We start from the raw sequence: 17,998 nt of genomic DNA, 5'->3' as shown, positions 1-17,998 counted from the left end.
GGACCGGCCGGGGCCAGCAGCCTGACTAGAACAGAATGACGCAATCCGAGACCATGGCCGCCGCCGGCGCCGCCAAGACCGAACCCAAGGCACGCCCCGCCAAGGCCCTGCAGGGCGTGAAGGGCATGAACGACATGCTGCCGGCCGACGCGCCGCTGTGGGAGCATTTCGAGAATGCCGCGCGCGCGATGCTGCGCGCCTACGGCTACCAGCAGATCCGCACGCCCATCGTCGAGCATACCCAGCTGTTCGTGCGCGGCATCGGCGAGGTCACCGATATCGTCGAGAAGGAGATGTACTCCTTCACCGATTCGCTCAACGGCGAGCAGCTGACGCTGCGCCCCGAGGGCACCGCCGCGGCCGTGCGCGCCACCATCGAGCACAACCTGCTGTACGACGGCCCCAAGCGCCTGTGGTACACCGGCCCGATGTTCCGCCACGAGCGTCCGCAGCGCGGCCGCTATCGCCAGTTCCACCAGCTGGGCGCCGAGGCGCTGGGCTTCGCCGGCCCCGACGTCGATGCCGAGATCATCCTGATGTGCCAGCGCCTGTGGGACGACCTGGGGCTGACCGGCGTGCGCCTCGAGCTCAATTCGCTGGGGCAGGCCGACGAGCGCGCGGCGCACCGCGAGCAGCTGATCAAGTACCTGGAAGGCTTCCAGGACATCCTCGACGACGACAGCAAGCGCCGCCTGTACACCAACCCGCTGCGCGTGCTCGACACCAAGAACCCGGCGCTGCAGGAAATGGCGGCCAACGCGCCCAAGCTGATCGACTTCCTGGGTGAAGCGTCGCTGGCGCACTTCGAGGGCGTGCAGCGCCTGCTGAAGGCCAACAACATCCCGTTCAAGATCAACCCGCGCCTGGTGCGCGGCCTCGATTACTACAACCTGACGGTGTTCGAGTGGATCACCGACAAGCTGGGCGCGCAGGGCACCATTGCCGGCGGCGGCCGCTATGATCCGCTGATCGCGCAGATGGGCGGCAAGTCCGCCCCGGCCTGCGGCTGGGCCATGGGCATCGAGCGCATTATCGAGCTGATACGCGAAGAGGGCGTGGTGCCCGAGGCGGTCGGTTGCGATGTCTACCTGGTGCACCAGGGCGAGGCCGCCGCGCAGCAGGCCATGGTGGCGGCCGAGCGCCTGCGCGACGCCGGCCTCGACGTGGTGCTGCACGCCAGCCCGGACGGCAAGGGTGGCAGCTTCAAGTCGCAGATGAAGCGCGCCGATGCAAGCGGCGCGGCCTATGCCGTTATCATTGGCGACGACGAAGTGGCCGCCGGCGTGGTCCAGGTCAAGGAACTTCGCCAGCGCGAGCAGGCCGAAGGCGGTGGGCAGCAGGCCACCGTGCCGGCCGAGGGGCTGGTCGATTACCTGATCGACGCCATGGTCGGCGCCAGCGAATAAGCGCGCGCCGCACCCTGACACCACGAGTATCCAACCAACGCAGGTGATTGCCTCGACATGGCTTACGATCTAGAAGAACAGGAACAGCTTGAGAATCTGAAGGCCTGGTGGCGCCAGTATGGCAATGCGCTGACCTGGGCGCTGATCATCGCGCTGCTGGCCTTTGCTGGCTGGAACGGCTGGAAGTACTGGGAGCGCAAGCAGGCCGGCGAGGCCGCGGTGCTGTACGAGCAGGTGCTCAAGGCCGCCGAGGCGCGCGATGTCGAGCGCATCAAGCGCGCCGCGACCGACCTGGAAAGCAAGTTCGGCCGTACCGCGTACGGCCAGATGAGCGCACTGGTCGCCGGCCGCGTGCTGTACGATGCGGGCGACCTGAGCGCCGCCAAGAGCCAGTTGCAATGGGCCATCGACCACGGCGACGAAGCGTATTCGCACCTGGCGCGCGTGCGCCTGGCCGGCGTGCTGCTCGACGAGAAGGCCTATGACAAGGGCCTGGCGCTGCTCAAGGACGAGCCGCCGGCCGCATTCGTCGCGCTCTACGCCGACCGCCGCGGCGACCTGCTCGCCGCGCAGGACAAGCGCGACGATGCCCGCACCGCCTATCGCAAGGCGCTGGACAAGCTGGGCCAGGCCGAGCCGGCGATGCGCCAGATCATCCAGTTCAAGCTCGATGCGCTGGGCGCGGCCTGATCCGGCTGCCGTCTGAACCGTTGCCATACCGCTGCCATACCGTTGATCCCGCGGATCGAACAACAGGACCGTAAAGTTATGACGTCAGTGCTTTCCCGTGCCGTACATCGCCAGCCCGCGCGCACGATTTCCCGTGCGCTGGTGGCGGCTGCCTGCCTGGCCACGCTGGGCGGCTGCGCGCTGTTCAGCAAGGAAAACAAGCACCCGCCCGCCGAACTCAAGCCGGTATCGGCCACGCTGGCGGTGCGCCAGGCCTGGAAGGCCGATGTCGGCAAGAGCGGGCCCTATTCGATGCAGCCGGCCGCGGCGGGCAACAATGTCTATGTGGCGTCCAACAACGGCAACGTGATGGCGCTCGAAGGCGCCAGCGGCCGCGTGCTGTGGAAGGCCAAGACCGACGTGGACCTGACCTCCGGGCCGGGCAGCGACGGCTCGGTCACCGCGGTGGCGGGCGAGAAGGGCGCGGTCTATGCCTTCGATGCCAGCGGCAAGCAGATCTGGAAGAAGCAGGTCAACGGCGAGGTCCTGTCGGCGCCGCTGGTCGGCAACGGCCTGGTGGTGGTGCGCACCACCGATACCCGGGTTTTCGGCCTGGATGCCGAGACCGGCGAGCGCCGCTGGATCTACCAGCGTTCGCAGACCCCGCTGAACCTGCGCGCGGCGATGGGCATGGTGTTCGCCGGCGACGGCATCGTGATGGGCTTCCCCGGCGGCAAGCTCGGCGTGCTGACGCCGGGCAACGGCGTGCTGCGCTGGGAAAGCGCGATTTCCTACCCGAAGGGGGTCTCGGAGATCGAGCGCCTGAACGACGTCACCGGCCTGCCCATGGTCAGCGGCCGGCAAGTCTGCGCCACCACCTTCCAGGGCCGGGTCGCCTGCCTGGAACTGGCCAGCGGCCAGTCGCAGTGGGGCAAGGATTTCTCGTCGCCGGCGGGCCTCGCGCAGGATGACAATGCGCTTTACGCCAGCGACGAGCAATCGGTGGTGCATGCCTTCGACCGCCAGAACGGCAGCGAGCGCTGGAAGAACGCCGACCTGCGCAACCGCCGCCTGGGTGCGCCGCTGGCGCTGGGCCGCTCGGTGGTGATGGGCGACTTCGAAGGCTATGTCCACTTCCTGTCGCGCGAAGACGGCCAGGTGGTGGCACGCATGAAGACCGATGGCAGCGCCATCACCGCCGCGCCCGTGGTGGCGGGGCAGACCCTGGTGATCCAGACGCGCGACGGCGACGTCTACGGTTTCCAGCCTGGCTGACAGGACCCTATGCGCGCTGCCGTACACCTGTCGGTACGGCCGGCGCCGAATCCGGTAGCATGATCCTTGGCGCGGCAATTGCAGCGGGTCGATGACCCGCGCCGCGCCCGACAGGACAAGCGGCAGCCCGCGCCCAGGTGGCGCGGGCTGCCGTTGGAACCCTTGACTCCGGAGTTACCGGGGGGCGGCAGTTGCCGGCCCCCGTTTCCGTTTATGGCATGAAACCAGTTATCGCACTTGTCGGCCGCCCCAATGTGGGCAAGTCGACGCTATTCAACCGCATGACCCGCTCGCGCGACGCGCTCGTCGCCGACCTGCCGGGCCTGACGCGCGACCGCCATTATGGCGAAGGGCGCATCGGCGAACGTCCGTTCATCGCCATCGATACCGGCGGCTTCGAGCCTGTGGTCAAGGAAGGCATCGTCGCCGAGATGGCCAAGCAGACCAAGCAGGCGGTGGTCGAGGCCGACGTGGTGATCTTTATCGTCGACGGCCGCCTGGGCCTGGCGCCGCAGGACCGCGCCATCGCCGATTACCTGCGCAAGACCGGCCGGCGCATCATGCTGGCGGTCAACAAGGCCGAGGGCATGAGGTACACCTCGGTGGCGGCGGACTTCTACGAGCTCGGCATGGGCGATCCGTACGCGATCTCCGCCGCCCATGGCGACGGCGTGCGCGAGCTGGTCGATGAAGCCATCGAGCTGGCGGTCCAGGAGCGCCCCGAGCTGGCCGAGGAAGCCTCCGACGAGGGCAAGGGCGTCAAGATCGCCATCGTCGGGCGTCCCAATGTGGGCAAGTCCACGCTGGTCAATACGCTGATCGGTGAAGAGCGCGTGATCGCCTTCGACATGCCAGGCACCACCCGCGACGCCATCTACGTCGAGTTCGAGCGCGGCGGCAAGCCCTATACGCTGATCGATACCGCCGGCCTGCGCCGGCGCGGCAAGGTGTTCGAGGCGATCGAGAAATTCTCGGTGGTCAAGACGCTGCAGTCGATCGCGGACGCCAACGTGGTCATCCTGCTGCTCGACGCGCAGCAGGATATTTCCGACCAGGACGCGCATATTGCCGGCTTTATCGTCGAGTCCGGCCGCGCGCTGGTGGTGGGCGTCAACAAATGGGACGGCCTGGACGGCCACGCGCGCGACCGCATCAAGCACGACCTCGAGCGCAAGCTGCAATTCCTCAGCTTTGCCAATGTTCACTTTGTGTCGGCGCGCGAGCGCACCGGCATCGGCGCGCTGATGCGCTCGGTCGACGACGCGTATGCCGCGGCCATGGTCAAGCTGCCGACGCCGCAACTGACGCGCGTGCTGCAGGAAGCCGTGGAATTCCAGCAGCCCAAGCGTGTCGGCGCATCGCGGCCCAAGCTGCGCTATGCGCACCAGGGCGGCTCCAATCCGCCCATCATCGTGATCCACGGCAATGCGCTGTCGGGCGTGGCCGAGACCTACCGGCGCTACCTGGAAAACCGTTTCCGTGCGGCCTTCAAGCTCAAGGGCACGCCCCTGCGCATCGAATTTCGCACGAACAAAAATCCGTACGCGGACTCGAAGGAGTGAGTCCGGAATCGGATCCGTGGCGGGGCCAGTTTTCGTTTGCGTTCGTTTGGAACTGCGGCTAAATTCACGGTAGCAGGGGGTTCCCTGCGCATTGACGCCAACTTGGTACCGTTTTGATCTTTTTTCTGGCGCGTTTTTGCGCCGCCTGACTTGAACCGGGGATTTCCATCCCCATCATTCACCACTAAACCTATAAATTTGGAGTGTGCCATGAGCAACAAAGGGCAACTGCTACAAGACCCGTTCCTGAACGCGCTGCGCAAAGAGCACGTGCCGGTTTCCATCTATCTCGTCAATGGCATCAAGCTGCAAGGCAATATCGAATCGTTCGACCAGTATGTCGTCCTGCTGCGCAACACCGTGACCCAGATGGTCTACAAGCATGCGATTTCCACCGTCGTGCCGGCGCGCGCGGTCAATTTCCGCGTGGATGATTCCGCCGAGGCCTGATCTGACCGATCTGCCCCAGGGCATCGTACGGGCGCCACGCGGCGCCGCCGCGATGCCCGGCGCCGGCGTGCCGACGCACCCGGTGCCGCGCGGCCCGGCGCTTGCCCATGCGCCCGCCGCCACGTTCCGCAGCATGCGGCGGCCTGTCCCGGCAGGGGCCGGGACAGTGCCCGAGATCCGCCATCCCTTCCCCTGAACCCGAATTTCCCTGCGCTTTCGCGCCCGCCCTTGGACCCCAGAGCCACCTCCAATACCGCCCCTTCGCGCGCCATCCTCGTCGGCGTCGATTTCGGCAAGCATGATTTCCAGGAAAGCCTCAGCGAACTGGCGCTGCTGACCACCACCGCCGGCTCGCTGCCGGTGCATACGCTGACGGGCCGCCGCTCGCGGCCGGATCCGGCATTGTTCATCGGCTCGGGCAAGGCAGAGGAACTGAAGGAGGCGGCGGATGCGCTGGATGCCGACGTGGTGGTCTTCAACCACGCGCTGAGCCCGGCGCAGCAGCGCAACCTGGAGCGTTTCCTGCACCGCCACGTGATCGACCGGACCGGCCTGATCCTCGATATCTTCGGGCAGCGTGCGCAGAGCCACGTCGGCAAGGTGCAGGTGGAACTGGCGCAGGTGCAGTACCGCGCGTCGCGGCTGGTGCGCGCGTGGAGCCACCTGGAGCGGCAGAAGGGCGGCATCGGCATGCGCGGCGGCCCCGGCGAGCGCCAGCTCGAACTGGACCGCCGCATGCTGGACGAGCGGGCCAAGCGGCTCAAGTCGGACCTGTCGCGGCTGCAGCGCCAGCACAGCACCCAGCGGCGTGCGCGCGCGCGCAATGACACCCTCAGCATCTCGCTGGTGGGCTACACCAACGCGGGCAAGTCGACCCTGTTCAACGCGCTGACCAAGGCCGGCGCGTATGCGGCCAACCAGCTCTTCGCCACGCTCGACACCACCTCGCGCCGGCTGTTCCTGGACGGCCTGGGCAACGTGGTGCTGTCGGACACGGTCGGCTTTATCCGCGACCTGCCGACGCAGCTGGTGGCGGCGTTCCGTGCCACGCTCGACGAGACCGTGCATGCGGACCTGCTGCTGCATGTGGTCGATGCATCGAGCCCGGTGCGCCACGAACAGATCGAGCAGGTCAACCGGGTGCTGGCCGAAATCAACGCGCTGGACATCCCGCAGATCGTGGTGATGAACAAGATCGACGCCGCGCCCGAACTGTTGGCCGATGGCCCGCGCATCGAGCGCGACGCCGACGGCGTCCCCACCCGCGTGTTCCTGAGCGCGCGCGAGGGACTGGGCCTGGACGCGCTGCGCGAGGCCTTGGTCGAGGTGGCGCAATGGCTGGCCGGCCGCCCGCCCGAACCGCAACCCTATGATCCGCGCCTGGATGAGGTGGCGCAGTCCGATGACGCCGGCGATGACGCCGGCGAGGGCGACTACGATGGCGTGGCGGACGACGGCGACGACGCCGATGCGGCGGATCCGCGCCGGCTGTAGGCCGGGCGGCCAGCCAGAAGTGTGGTCGCCGGTATCGACGGCGCCTCGGTGCCGCCGTGGCGCCGGTTCTGCCCAATTCCGGCGCGGTTGCCGCGGGGATTACGCGAATTGGCCAAAAGTGGCGCCGATGACTGCTAGAATCCCCCTGTTACAAACTTCCCCGGACCCGTGCACTTCATGCCCCAGTTCCCCCGGAATGCTGATTCGAGCCTGACACCAGGCGGCCGCCTCGCGCTGCGCGCGGGCTGGCAGCGCCTGCGCGCCATCTTCTCGCTGAACGATCCGCGCTGGGGTCGGGACGGGCAGGACGATGACAAGAAGGACGGCCGCGACGACAACCGCCAGCAGAACCAGCGTCCGCAGCAGGATGGCGGCCCGCCGGACCTGGACGAACTGTGGCGCGACTTCAACCGCCGCCTGAACGGCCTGCTCGGCCGCAAGGACAACGGCGGCAACGGCAACCAGGGCTTCGGCGGCCCGCGTACCTCGGGCAAGGGCTCGGGCGTCGGCGCCGGCGTGATCGTGGCCGCGGTGGTGGGCATCTGGCTGGCCAGCGGCTTCTTCATGGTGCAGGAAGGCCAGACCGCGGTGATCCTGCAGTTCGGCAAGTTCAAGTACTCCACCGGCCCCGGCATCAACTGGCGCATGCCCTGGCCCATCCAGTCGGCCGAGGTGGTCAACCTGTCGGCGGTGCGCTCGGTCGAGGTCGGCCGCTCCACCTCGATCAAGGACAGCAACCTGAAAGACTCGTCGATGCTGACGCAGGACGAGAACATCATCGACGTGCGCTTCACCGTGCAGTACGTGATCCAGGACGCCAGCGAATTCCTGTTCTTCAACAAGACCGACCGGGGCGGCGATGAAGAGCTGGTGACGCAGGCGGCCGAGACCTCGGTGCGCGAGATCGTCGGCCGCAACAAGATGGACGCGGTGCTGTACGAAAACCGCGAACAGATCGCGCAGCAGCTGGCCAAGTCGATCCAGGCCATCCTGTCGGCGTACAAGACCGGCATCCGCGTGCTGTCCGTGAACGTGCAGAGCGTGCAGCCGCCCGAGCAGGTGCAGGCCGCGTTCGACGACGTCAACAAGGCCAGCCAGGACCGCGAGCGCGCGATCAGCGAAGGCCAGGCCTACGCCAACGATATCATCCCGCGCGCCAAGGGTACCGCGGCGCGCCTGAAGGAAGAATCCGAAGCCTACCGTGCCCGCGTGGTGGCGCAGGCCGAGGGCGATGCGTCGCGCTTCCGTTCGGTGCAGGCGGAGTACGCCAAGGCGCCGCAGGTGACGCGCGACCGTATCTATCTGGAGACCATGCAGCAGATCTACACCAATTCGACCAAGGTGCTGGTCGACGCGCGCCAGGGCAACAACCTGCTTTACCTGCCGCTGGACAAGCTGATGGCGCAGGCCGAGGGCCGCGCCACGCCGCCGCCGGGCCAGCCCGGCGCGGCAGGCACGCCGGCGCCTGCGCCGGATGCCTCGACGGATAACCGGTCGCGCGAATCGCTGCGCAACCGCGACCGCGACTCGCGCTGAGGAGACCGTCATGAACCGACTGATTTCCTTCGCGATCGGCTTCTTCATCCTGCTCGCCGTGGTCTCGTCCATGCTGTTCGTGGTCGACCAGCGCCAGTACGCCGTAGTGTTCGCCTTCGGCCAGATCAAGGAAGTGGTGCGTGAGCCGGGCCTGCATTTCAAGCTGCCGCCGCCGTTCCAGAACGTGGTGTTCATGGACCGCCGCCTGCAGACCATCGACGTCGCCGCCAACGAGCGCTTCCTCACCGCCGAGAAGAAGAGCATGGTGGTGGACTGGTTCGTCAAATGGCGCATCACCGATCCGCGCAAGTTCTTCGTCGCCTTCGGCGGCAACCTGCGCGGCGCGCAGGACCGCATGACGCAACGCATCGACTCGGTCGCGCGCGAAGAATTCGGCAAGCGCACCGTCGCCGACGTGGTCGCCGGCGAGCGCGAGCAGGTGATGCAGGCCATCCGGAACGGCATGAGCGAGTACGCCAAGTCGGTCGGCGTCGAGATCCTCGACGTGCGCCTCAAGCGCGTCGACCTGCTGCCCGCGATCAGCGAATCGGTGTACCGCCGCATGGAAGCCGAGCGCAAGCGCGTGGCCAACGAGCTGCGCTCCACCGGCGCGGCGGAAGGCGAGAAGATCCGCGCCGACGCCGACCGCCAGCGCGAAGTGGTGCTGGCACAGGCCTATCGCGATGCCCAGATGATCAAGGGCGAGGGCGATGCCAAGGCATCGCAGATCTATGGCGAGGCGTTTGGCCGCGATCCCCAGTTCGCGCAGTTCTGGCGCAGCATGGAGGCCTACCGCAACACCTTCCGTGACAAGCGCGACGTGCTGGTGCTGGAGCCCAATTCGGAGTTCTTCCGCTACATGCGTTCCAGCGGCGGCGGCGCCGGCGCGTCCGCGGGCAACGGCGGAGGCAAGCGTTAGCACCGTCGCTTGTCCGTGTGGCGAATAGACGAAACCCCGGCTTGCCGGGGTTTTGTCCGGCTGGAGCCATCGCGGCGGAGTGATGGCGCGGGCGCGCCGTGCCCGCATCTGGTTTTGCCGGGCCAGGCCCGGTCCCTGCAGGCGCTGCGCCGGCAGGCAACTGAATGACTGAGAAGAGATTCACCATGTCCAACCATTGGCTGCTGCCAGAAAACATTGCCGACGTGCTGCCGTCGGAAGCGCGCAAGATCGAAGAGCTGCGCCGCCGCATGCTGGACCTGTTCCGCACCTACGGCTACGAGCTGGTCATGCCGCCGATGCTGGAATACCTCGAGTCGCTGCTGACCGGCACCGGCCACGACCTCGACCTGCGCACGCTCAAGCTGGTCGACCAGCTGTCGGGCCGCACCATGGGGCTGCGCGCCGATATCACGCCGCAGGTGGCGCGCATCGATGCGCACCTGCTGAACCGGCCGGGCGTGACCCGGTTGTGCTACGCGGGCAACGTGCTGCACGCGCGTCCGGCGGGGTTCCACGCCACCCGTGAACCGATCCAGATCGGTGCCGAGATCTACGGCCATGCCGGCCTGGAAGCCGACGTCGAGATCCAGGAGCTGATGCTGGCCGCGCTGACGGCGGCGGGGCTGTCGGAGATCCGTATCGACCTGTGCCATGCCGGCATCCTCGAAGCGTTGCTGGCCGGCCTGCCGTCGATCCGCAAGATCGAGGACGCGTTGTTCGCCGCGCTGGAAACCAAGGATGTGCCCGCCCTGCGTGAACTCACCGGGGGCATGCCGCAGACCGAGCGCGAAGCGCTGCAGGCGCTGCCGACGCTGTACGGCGGCGTGGAGGTGATCGAGCGCGCCCGCGCCACGCTGCCGGCCAGCCCCGCCATCGGCCGCGCGCTGGATGAGCTGGCGGCGCTGGCGGTGCAGGTGCGCGGCGCCAGCGTCAATATCGACCTGTCGGACCTGCGCGGCTACCACTACCACAGCGGCGTGATGTTCGCGGCCTACGTGGCCGGCCTGCCCAACTACGTGGCGAGGGGCGGCCGCTACGACAAGGTGGGCGAGGCCTTCGGCCGCGCGCGTCCGGCGACGGGTTTCTCGCTGGACCTGCGTGAAGTGGCGTCGCTGTCACCCATCGAGGTGCGGGCGCTGGCAGTTTTTGCCCCGTGGGATGCGGATCCGGCACTTCGTGCGGCGATTGCCGCGCTGCGTGCTTCGGGCGAGATCGTGATCCAGTCGCTGCCCGGCCACACCCATGAACTCGATGAATTCAATTGCGACCGGCAACTGGTGCGCAAGGATGCCGGCTGGGCCGTGGTGCCGCGCTGACGCATTGACGCCGCGGCGGTCCAAAAACCCGGAATCGTCCGGCAACAAGAGTAGAATACGTTTTTAACCTATTGACCAAAGCAATATGTCCGCATCCGCAGTAGGCCAGGGACGCAATGTCGTCGTGATCGGCACCCAGTGGGGTGACGAAGGCAAAGGAAAAATCGTCGATTGGCTTACCGACCATGCAAAGGGCGTGGTGCGGTTCCAGGGTGGCCACAACGCTGGCCACACGCTGATCATCGGCGGCAAGAAGACCATTCTCCGGCTGATCCCCTCGGGCATCATGCGCGCCGGGACGGTCTGCTACATCGGCAACGGTGTGGTGCTGTCGCCCGAAGCTTTGTTCCGTGAAATCGAGGAACTCGAAGGCGCCGGCCTGCAGGTGCAGAGCCGCCTGCGCATTTCCGAAGCGGCCACGCTGATCCTGCCGTACCACGTCGCCATCGACAAGGCGCGCGAAGCGCGCCGCGGTGCCGCCAAGATCGGCACCACCGGCCGCGGCATCGGCCCGGCCTATGAAGACAAGGTGGCACGCCGCGCGCTGCGCGTGCAGGACCTGTTCGATCCGCAGCAGTTCGCCGAACGCCTGCGCGAGAACCTGGACTTCCACAACTTCATGCTGACCCAGTACCTGGGCGCCGAAGCCGTCGACTTCCAGCAGACCCTGGATGAAGCGCTGGCCTACGCGCCGCGCCTGGCACCGATGGTCGCCGATGTGTCGGCCGAGCTGTACGCGGTCAACGCCGACGGCGGCAACCTGATGTTTGAAGGCGCGCAGGGCACGCTGCTCGACGTCGACCACGGCACCTATCCGTTCGTGACCTCGAGCAACTGCGTGGCCGGTGCCGCCGCGGCTGGCGCGGGCGTGGGCCCGGGCCGCCTGAACTACATCCTCGGCATCACCAAGGCCTACTGCACCCGCGTCGGTGCCGGCCCGTTCCCGAGCGAGCTGTACGACAACGACAACCCCTCGCGCCAGGACCCGGTGGGGGTGCGCCTGGCCAATGTCGGCAAGGAATTCGGCTCGGTCACCGGCCGTCCGCGCCGCACCGGCTGGCTGGATGCGGCCGCGCTCAAGCGCTCGGTGCAGATCAACGGCGTGTCCGGCCTGTGCATGACCAAGCTGGACGTGCTCGACGGTCTCGAAAGCATCAAGCTGTGCGTCGGCTACACGCTGGATGGCAAGACCGTCGACATCCTGCCGCGCGGCTCGGATGCCGTGGCGCGCTGCGAGCCGGTCTACGAGGAATTCCCGGGCTGGAACGAGTCCACCTTCGGCGTGAAGGCGTGGGACGCACTGCCCGAGCAGGCCCGCGTTTACCTGAAGCGCGTGGAAGAGGTGGTCGGCATTCCGATCGACATGATCTCGACCGGCCCGGACCGCGACGAGACCATCCTGCTGCGCCATCCGTACAAGGCCTGAGCGCCTGCCAGTACCGCGGGGCCGCCGCGCCACGAGCGCCGCGGCCTGCCAGAAAATGAATCGGCCCGCGCAAGCGGGCCGAGCCATATCGGTCAACCGACCGCACGATACCACGAGCAAAACGATGAATCTGCCTACCAACGATGACGAGAACCTGTGGGTCTCCTGGGACGAATACCATCGCCTGATCGCACGCCTGTCGCTGAACGTGCATGAGTCGGGCTGGAAGTTCGACAAGATCCTGTGCCTCGCGCGCGGCGGGCTGCGCGTGGGCGACCAGATGTCGCGCATCTTCGACGTGCCGCTGGCCATCCTGGCGACCAGCAGCTATCGCGAAGCCGCCGGCACGCAGCAGGGCGATCTCGACATCGCGCAGTACATCACCATGACCCGTGGCGAGCTGAGCGGCAAGATCCTGCTGGTCGACGACCTGGTGGACTCGGGCATCACGCTGGAGCGCGTGGGCCGTCACCTCAAGGAGCGCTATCCGGCGGTGACCGAAGTGCGCTCGGCGGTGCTGTGGTACAAGGCCTGCTCCAAGGTGGAGCCGGACTACCACGTCACCTTTCTCGAGTCGAACCCCTGGATCCACCAGCCGTTCGAAGAGTACGACACGCTGCGTCCGCACAACCTCGCCGCATGGCTCAAGCGTGGCAAGCGCGCCAGCCTGCTGGACGACGGCGCGCGCGACTGAGCGCGGCGGCCGGCCGGGACTGCCATGCCGGCGGGCTCGGCGCGGTCGGGCTCAGTAGCCTACCGTGAAGCGCTGGCGCGAATGCGCCGGCTGCTCGATTTCATCGAGCATGGCGATGGCATAGTCCTCCATCGAGATCCAGCTCTTGCCTGCTGCGTCGCTCAGCAGGTCTTCCTTGCCAATGCGGAAATGGCCGGTGCGCTCGCCCGGCTCGAACAGCGCGGACGGCGACAGGAAGGTCCAGTCGATCTGCTGCTCGCCGCGCAGCGCGTTCAGGAAGTCGCGGCCGGCCAGCGCCTCGGCCTTGTAGGCGTCGGGAAAGTTCGGGGTGTCGACCAGTTGCACGCCCGGCCCGACATGGAGGCTGCCGGCACCGCCCACCACCAGCAGCCGCGGCACGCCCGCCTGGCGCACCGCCGTGGTCACCTGCTGCGCGTTCAGCTGGGCGAAGCGCGCAGTGCTGATGACCACATCATGGCCGGTGAGGGCGGTGCTCAGTGCCGTGCTGTCGGTCGCATCCACGTCCTTGCTGGTCACGCCGGCGCGCGCGGGCAAACGGCTGGCCTGCCGCGCGATGGCGGTTACGTGGTGGCCGCGGCGCACGGCTTCGGCGGTCAGGCGCGTGCCAACGCGGCCGCTGGCTCCAATGATGGCGATGTTCATGGTCACTCCTTGGTTCAGTCAGTTGGATATGAAACTGATGTGGTTACACATCGGGGTAAAAAAAATCAGCGCTTGCGGCGCTGGCTGCCGCGCTCGACATCGGCCAGCATGCTGGCGATGGTGATGCTGGCCAGGGTCTCATCCATGGCCGCCTGCGCGCGGTCGGCCACCTTGCGCAGCGCACCGGTGATCTCGCGCCCGACCATGCAGGCCGGATTGGGCGCACTCTGGTGCAGCGTGATCAGCGCGGTGGTTTCGACCACGCGGAACACCTCCAGCAGCGTGATCGACGCGGCCGCGCGCGCCAGCGTAGCGCCGCCGGTGCTGCCCATGGTGGTGGCCACCAGGCCCGCTTCCGCCAACTGGCCGACCAGGCGCCGGATCAGCGCCGGGTTGGTGCCGACGCTGCCGGCAATCAGCGACGACGGCACCGGTTCGGCGGAACTGGCCAGCAGGGTGAGGATATGGACGGCGACGGCAAACCGGCTGCTTGTACTCATGGTGTCAGCTGCAATGTGAAACCATGATAGTTACACATTGGGGTACCGTCAAGCGTCGGGGTGTGGTGGTGGTGGGGAAATGGTTTGCGCGGGCCGCCGGAATGCCGGAATCGCCACTGAAGCTGTTACACTCCCCGACATTGCCGTAACCTTGTGGTGCGGCTGCCGCGCGGGGCACGGTGCGCGGTTTCACGGACGGGAAAAAACCCGTACGCTCGCAGGTAATGACATCGCGGCAGTGCCGCCAAGCAAGGAGTGCAAGTTGCCGGATCTGATGCGCGAAACAGGCGTCAAAAACAAAAAACCCGCGGGGCTCGAAAGCGCTGCGGGTTTTCCGGTGATCTGGTGCCCAGGAGAGGACTCGGTCACGCAGGCGCGACCCCGGCTGCGCTTGCAAGCGCAGCCTTTCTCGTCCTCGCGAAAAGCGCTCAAGCGCTTTTCTTCCTGGGCAGAAATGAAAAAAGGTCTGCATGCGCAGACCTTTTTAGTATTGTGGTGCCCAGGAGAGGACTCGAACCTCCACAGTGTTGCCACCGCTAGGACCTGAACCTAGTGCGTCTACCAATTCCGCCACCTGGGCAGGTGTCGAAACAACCGAAGCGCTCATTATAGAGAGCGCGAGAATTTTGTCAAATAGTTTCCAGAAAAAATTGAATCAGAATAACTATCCGATCCCGAGCCGGGAAGAAATCCTGGGCGTGCTGAGAACGTCGGGATCCCCCCAGTCGGCAGGCGATATCGCCAAGGCGCTGGCGGTCACGCGCAAGGAGCATGACGGCTTCCAGAAGCGCCTGGCGGCGATGGAGCGCGACGGCCAGATCGAGCTCAACCGCAAGGGCCGCTATGAGCTCGCGCACCAGCCCAACTTCGTCACCGGCCGGGTACAGGGCCATCGCGACGGCTTCGGCTTCCTGATCCGCGACGACGGCGAGGACGATATCTTCCTGCCCGAGCGCGAGCTGCAGAAGGCCATGCACAACGACCGCGCCCAGGTGCGCGTGGTGGGCTACGACCGGCGCGGGCGCCCCGAGGGCCAGATCGTCGAGATCATCGAGCGCGCCAACCGCTTCGTCATCGGCCGTCTGCTCAGCGAGGGCGGCGTGCTGGTGGTCGCGCCCGAAGACAAGCGCATCAGCCAGGACATCCTGATCCCGCCCAAGGCGCAGGGGAAGGCGCGGGTGGGGCAGGTGGTCAGCGTCGAACTGACCGAATTCCCGGACCGCTATGTGCAGCCGGTGGGCCGCGTGGTGGAAGTGCTGGGCGAAATCGACGATCCCGGCATGGAAATCGAGATCGCGGTGCGCAAGTACGGCGTGCCGCACCAGTTTTCGCCGGCCGCCGCCCAGGAAGCCGCGGGGCTGCCCGATGAGGTGCGCCAGGCCGACCTGGACCACCGCATCGACCTGCGCGACATCCCGCTGGTCACCATCGACGGCGAAGACGCGCGCGACTTCGACGACGCGGTCTATTGCGAGCCGGTCAAGATCGGCCGCGCCAAGGGCTGGCGCCTGATCGTGGCGATCGCCGACGTGTCGCACTACGTGCGTCCGGGCACGCCGCTCGATGCCGACGCGCTCGACCGCGCCACCTCGGTGTATTTCCCGCGGCGCGTGATCCCGATGCTGCCGGAGAAGCTTTCCAACGGACTGTGCTCGCTCAATCCGCAGGTGGACCGGCTGTGCATGGTGTGCGATGCCGTGATCACCGCCAAGGGCGAGCTGAAGGGCTACCAGTTCTACCCGGCGGTGATGCATTCGACGGCGCGGCTGACCTATAACGAGGTCTGGGCGGTGCTGTCCAACACCAAGGGCCCGGAGGCGCACAAGCGCAGCGAGCTGGTGCCGCACCTGCAGAACCTGTACGAGCTGTTCCAGGTCCTGCTCAAGGCGCGGCGCGCGCGCGGCGCGATCGACTTCGACACCACCGAGACCTATATCGTCTGCAACGCGCAGGGCAAGATCGAGCAGATCCTGCCGCGCACGCGCAACGACGCGCACCGGCTGATCGAGGAATGCATGCTGACCGCCAACGTGTGCGCGGCCGATTTCCTCGAACGCTTCAAGCACCCGGCGCTGTACCGCATCCACGCCGGCCCCAGCGACGAGAAGCTGAAGAACCTGCGCGACTTCCTGCGTACCGCCGGCCTGTCGCTGGGCGGCGGCGACAAGCCACAGGCGTCCGATTACGCCGAGGTGATGGACAAGATCAAGTCCCGTCCGGACGCGCCGATGCTGCAGACCATGCTGCTGCGCTCGATGCAGCAGGCGGTGTACAGCCCCGACAATATCGGCCACTTCGGCCTGGCGTACGAGGCCTACGCGCACTTCACCAGCCCGATCCGCCGCTACCCCGACCTGCTGGTGCATCGCGCGATCAAGGCGGTGCTGGCGCACACCAAGTACCAGCCGGCCTTTGCCCACGGCACCGAGCTGAACACGGCGATCTCGCCGAAGGCACGCCGGCTGCAGGCCAGGGACGCCGAGCAGAAGGCCGAGCTGACCGCAGCGCGCGCGCGCCGCAACGAGGCCATCTGGGACGAGCTGGGCCTGCACTGCTCGGCCAACGAGCGCCGCGCCGACGAGGCCTCGCGCGATGTCGAGGCCTGGCTCAAGTGCTACTTCATGCGCGACAAGCTGGGCAGCGACTATGCAGGCACCGTCAGCGCCGTGACCTCGTTCGGCATCTTCGTGCAGCTCGACGAGCTGTACGTGGAGGGCCTGGTCCACGTGACCGAGCTGGGCAGCGACTACTTCCAGTACGACGAAGCCCGCAACGAGCTGCGCGGAGAGCGCACCGGCATCCGCTACCGGCTTACCGATCGCGTGCGCGTGCAGGTGTCGCGCGTCGACCTGGACGCGCGCAAGATCGATTTCCGCCTGGTGCAGGAGCCGTCGGCGAAGACCCTGCGCGCGCGCGTGACGGGCGCCGAGACCCAGCCGCGCGTGCCGGCCGCGCACGCGGTGCCGGCGCGCAAGAAGGGCCGCCAGCTGGCGGCGCTGCTGGGTGGCTCGTCCAAGCCGGAAGAGTCGTTCGACGAGACGCTGGACCGCGTGATCGAAGAGCAACCGGTGTTCGAGGCGGTGATCACGCCGCTCAAGCCGCATCTGAAGACCGGCAAGCCGGGCAAGCGCGCGGCCAAGCCCAAGCCCGCGCACCTGGAAAAGCCGCGCAAGCCGGCCTCCAAGGCGCACGCGCCCAAGCCGGCGGGCAAGACCGCCGCCAAGCGCACGCCGCGCAAGCGCTGACCACTGGCGCCGGATTGCCGTCAGGTTGCCGTTCCCGCCTGCGCGGGGACGGCGGCCGGGCGGGTACAATCGCGCCCATGGCTAAACAAAAACTCCTGATCGGCTTTCACGCCGTGACCGCGCGCCTGCGGCAAGATCCCAAGGGCGTGTCCGACATCTATATCGAATCCGCCCGCCGCGACCGGCGCATGCAGGACTTCGTGCGCCTGGCCGAAAGCCTGGGCGTGCGCCTGCACCCGGTCGATGCCGAGCGCCTGCGCGGCATGGCCGGCACCGATCGCCACCAGGGCGTGGTGGCGCGCGCCGAAGACGTGGTCCTGGCGCTGAACCTGGACGAACTGCTGGACGGCATCGAAGGCACGCCGCTGCTGCTGGTGCTGGACGGCGTTACCGATCCGCACAACCTGGGCGCCTGCCTGCGCGTGGCCGACGGTGCCGGCGCGCACGCCGTGATCGCGCCCAAGGACCGCAGCGTTGGCCTGAACGCCACCGTGGCCAAGGTTGCCAGCGGCGCGGCCGAGACCGTGCCCTATATCACCGTGACCAACCTGGCCCGCACCCTGCGCGAACTGCAGGAGCGCGGCATCTGGGTGATCGGCACCGCCGACGGCACCGAGAAGTCGCTGTACGACATCGATTTCAAGGGACCGACCGCGATCGTGATGGGCGCCGAAGGCGAGGGCATGCGCCGCCTGACGCGCGAGACCTGCGACGAGCTGGTCGGCATCCCGATGGCCGGGGGCGTGGAAAGCCTCAATGTGTCGGTGGCCAGCGGTGTGTGCCTGTACGAGGCCGTGCGCCAGCGGCGCCAGCCGCGCTGAG

The 17,998-nt window shown here is 67.3% G+C and carries 15 protein-coding genes and 1 tRNA gene; 13 read left to right on the top strand and 3 right to left on the bottom strand.

Annotated elements, in window-relative coordinates; genetic code table 11:
* The first annotated feature begins 35 nt into the window (after positions 1 to 35).
* The 11 genes from hisS (at position 36) to CBM2586_RS09770 (ending at position 12,768) form a co-directional block, all read left to right on the top strand.
* Entirely contained in the window at positions 36 to 1,406 is a 1,371-nt protein-coding gene (gene hisS / locus CBM2586_RS09820; protein ID WP_115661805.1) for a histidine--tRNA ligase, read from the top strand.
* 57 nt (positions 1,407 to 1,463) lie between these two features.
* On the top strand, positions 1,464 to 2,096 hold the full coding sequence (locus CBM2586_RS09815; protein ID WP_115661806.1) for a YfgM family protein: 633 nt from the start codon (positions 1,464 to 1,466) through the stop codon (positions 2,094 to 2,096).
* A 78-nt stretch (positions 2,097 to 2,174) separates the two neighbouring features.
* Positions 2,175 to 3,350, top strand: a complete 1,176-nt coding sequence (gene bamB / locus CBM2586_RS09810) for an outer membrane protein assembly factor BamB (RefSeq protein WP_115661807.1) — start codon at positions 2,175 to 2,177, stop codon at positions 3,348 to 3,350.
* A 218-nt stretch (positions 3,351 to 3,568) separates the two neighbouring features.
* The gene (der, locus tag CBM2586_RS09805) at positions 3,569 to 4,912 is read left to right on the top strand and encodes a ribosome biogenesis GTPase Der (protein WP_115687353.1); all 1,344 of its coding nucleotides are present in this window, start codon (positions 3,569 to 3,571) and stop codon (positions 4,910 to 4,912) included.
* A gap of 210 nt (positions 4,913 to 5,122) precedes the next feature.
* The gene (gene hfq / locus CBM2586_RS09800; protein ID WP_012353158.1) at positions 5,123 to 5,362 is read left to right on the top strand and encodes an RNA chaperone Hfq; all 240 of its coding nucleotides are present in this window, start codon (positions 5,123 to 5,125) and stop codon (positions 5,360 to 5,362) included.
* A 228-nt stretch (positions 5,363 to 5,590) separates the two neighbouring features.
* Positions 5,591 to 6,856, top strand: a complete 1,266-nt coding sequence (gene hflX / locus CBM2586_RS09795) for a GTPase HflX (RefSeq protein WP_115661809.1) — start codon at positions 5,591 to 5,593, stop codon at positions 6,854 to 6,856.
* A 177-nt stretch (positions 6,857 to 7,033) separates the two neighbouring features.
* Entirely contained in the window at positions 7,034 to 8,392 is a 1,359-nt protein-coding gene (gene hflK, locus CBM2586_RS09790) for an FtsH protease activity modulator HflK (protein WP_115661810.1), read from the top strand.
* A gap of 10 nt (positions 8,393 to 8,402) precedes the next feature.
* Positions 8,403 to 9,311, top strand: coding sequence for a protease modulator HflC (hflC, locus tag CBM2586_RS09785; protein ID WP_115687351.1), 909 nt, complete (start codon positions 8,403 to 8,405; stop codon positions 9,309 to 9,311).
* Between the two features lie 185 nt (positions 9,312 to 9,496).
* On the top strand, positions 9,497 to 10,648 hold the full coding sequence (locus tag CBM2586_RS09780) for an ATP phosphoribosyltransferase regulatory subunit (RefSeq protein ID WP_115661812.1): 1,152 nt from the start codon (positions 9,497 to 9,499) through the stop codon (positions 10,646 to 10,648).
* An 85-nt stretch (positions 10,649 to 10,733) separates the two neighbouring features.
* Entirely contained in the window at positions 10,734 to 12,074 is a 1,341-nt protein-coding gene (locus tag CBM2586_RS09775) for an adenylosuccinate synthase (RefSeq protein WP_115661813.1), read from the top strand.
* A gap of 124 nt (positions 12,075 to 12,198) precedes the next feature.
* Positions 12,199 to 12,768 carry a phosphoribosyltransferase gene (locus CBM2586_RS09770; protein ID WP_092309225.1) on the top strand — a complete coding sequence of 190 codons (570 nt, stop codon included), beginning with the start codon at positions 12,199 to 12,201 and terminating at the stop codon, positions 12,766 to 12,768.
* Positions 12,769 to 12,819: 51 nt separating this feature from the next.
* Here CBM2586_RS09770 and CBM2586_RS09765 read toward each other — a convergent pair whose 3' ends face one another.
* The 3 genes from CBM2586_RS09765 to CBM2586_RS09755 all read right to left on the bottom strand — a co-directional run bounded on the left by CBM2586_RS09765 (position 12,820) and on the right by CBM2586_RS09755 (position 14,511).
* Positions 12,820 to 13,431 carry an NAD(P)-dependent oxidoreductase gene (locus CBM2586_RS09765; RefSeq protein ID WP_115687349.1) on the bottom strand — a complete coding sequence of 204 codons (612 nt, stop codon included), beginning with the start codon at positions 13,429 to 13,431 and terminating at the stop codon, positions 12,820 to 12,822.
* A 65-nt stretch (positions 13,432 to 13,496) separates the two neighbouring features.
* A complete protein-coding gene (locus CBM2586_RS09760) occupies positions 13,497 to 13,931 on the bottom strand; it encodes an Rrf2 family transcriptional regulator (protein WP_115687347.1) in 435 nt (144 codons plus the stop codon).
* Positions 13,932 to 14,424: 493 nt separating this feature from the next.
* A tRNA-Leu gene (locus CBM2586_RS09755) sits at positions 14,425 to 14,511 on the bottom strand.
* A 70-nt stretch (positions 14,512 to 14,581) separates the two neighbouring features.
* Between CBM2586_RS09755 and rnr the strand changes: the two genes are divergently transcribed.
* Both rnr and rlmB read left to right on the top strand, forming a co-directional pair.
* A complete protein-coding gene (gene rnr, locus CBM2586_RS09750) occupies positions 14,582 to 17,176 on the top strand; it encodes a ribonuclease R (RefSeq protein WP_115687345.1) in 2,595 nt (864 codons plus the stop codon).
* A 77-nt stretch (positions 17,177 to 17,253) separates the two neighbouring features.
* On the top strand, positions 17,254 to 17,997 hold the full coding sequence (gene rlmB, locus CBM2586_RS09745; RefSeq protein WP_115687343.1) for a 23S rRNA (guanosine(2251)-2'-O)-methyltransferase RlmB: 744 nt from the start codon (positions 17,254 to 17,256) through the stop codon (positions 17,995 to 17,997).
* Position 17,998: the final 1 nt, after the last annotated feature.

It is taken from the genome of Cupriavidus taiwanensis, from assembly GCF_900250115.1.
Lineage (GTDB): Bacteria > Pseudomonadota > Gammaproteobacteria > Burkholderiales > Burkholderiaceae > Cupriavidus > Cupriavidus taiwanensis_B.
Note: the sequence above shows the minus strand (reverse complement) of the source record. Positions and strands in the feature narration are given on the sequence as shown.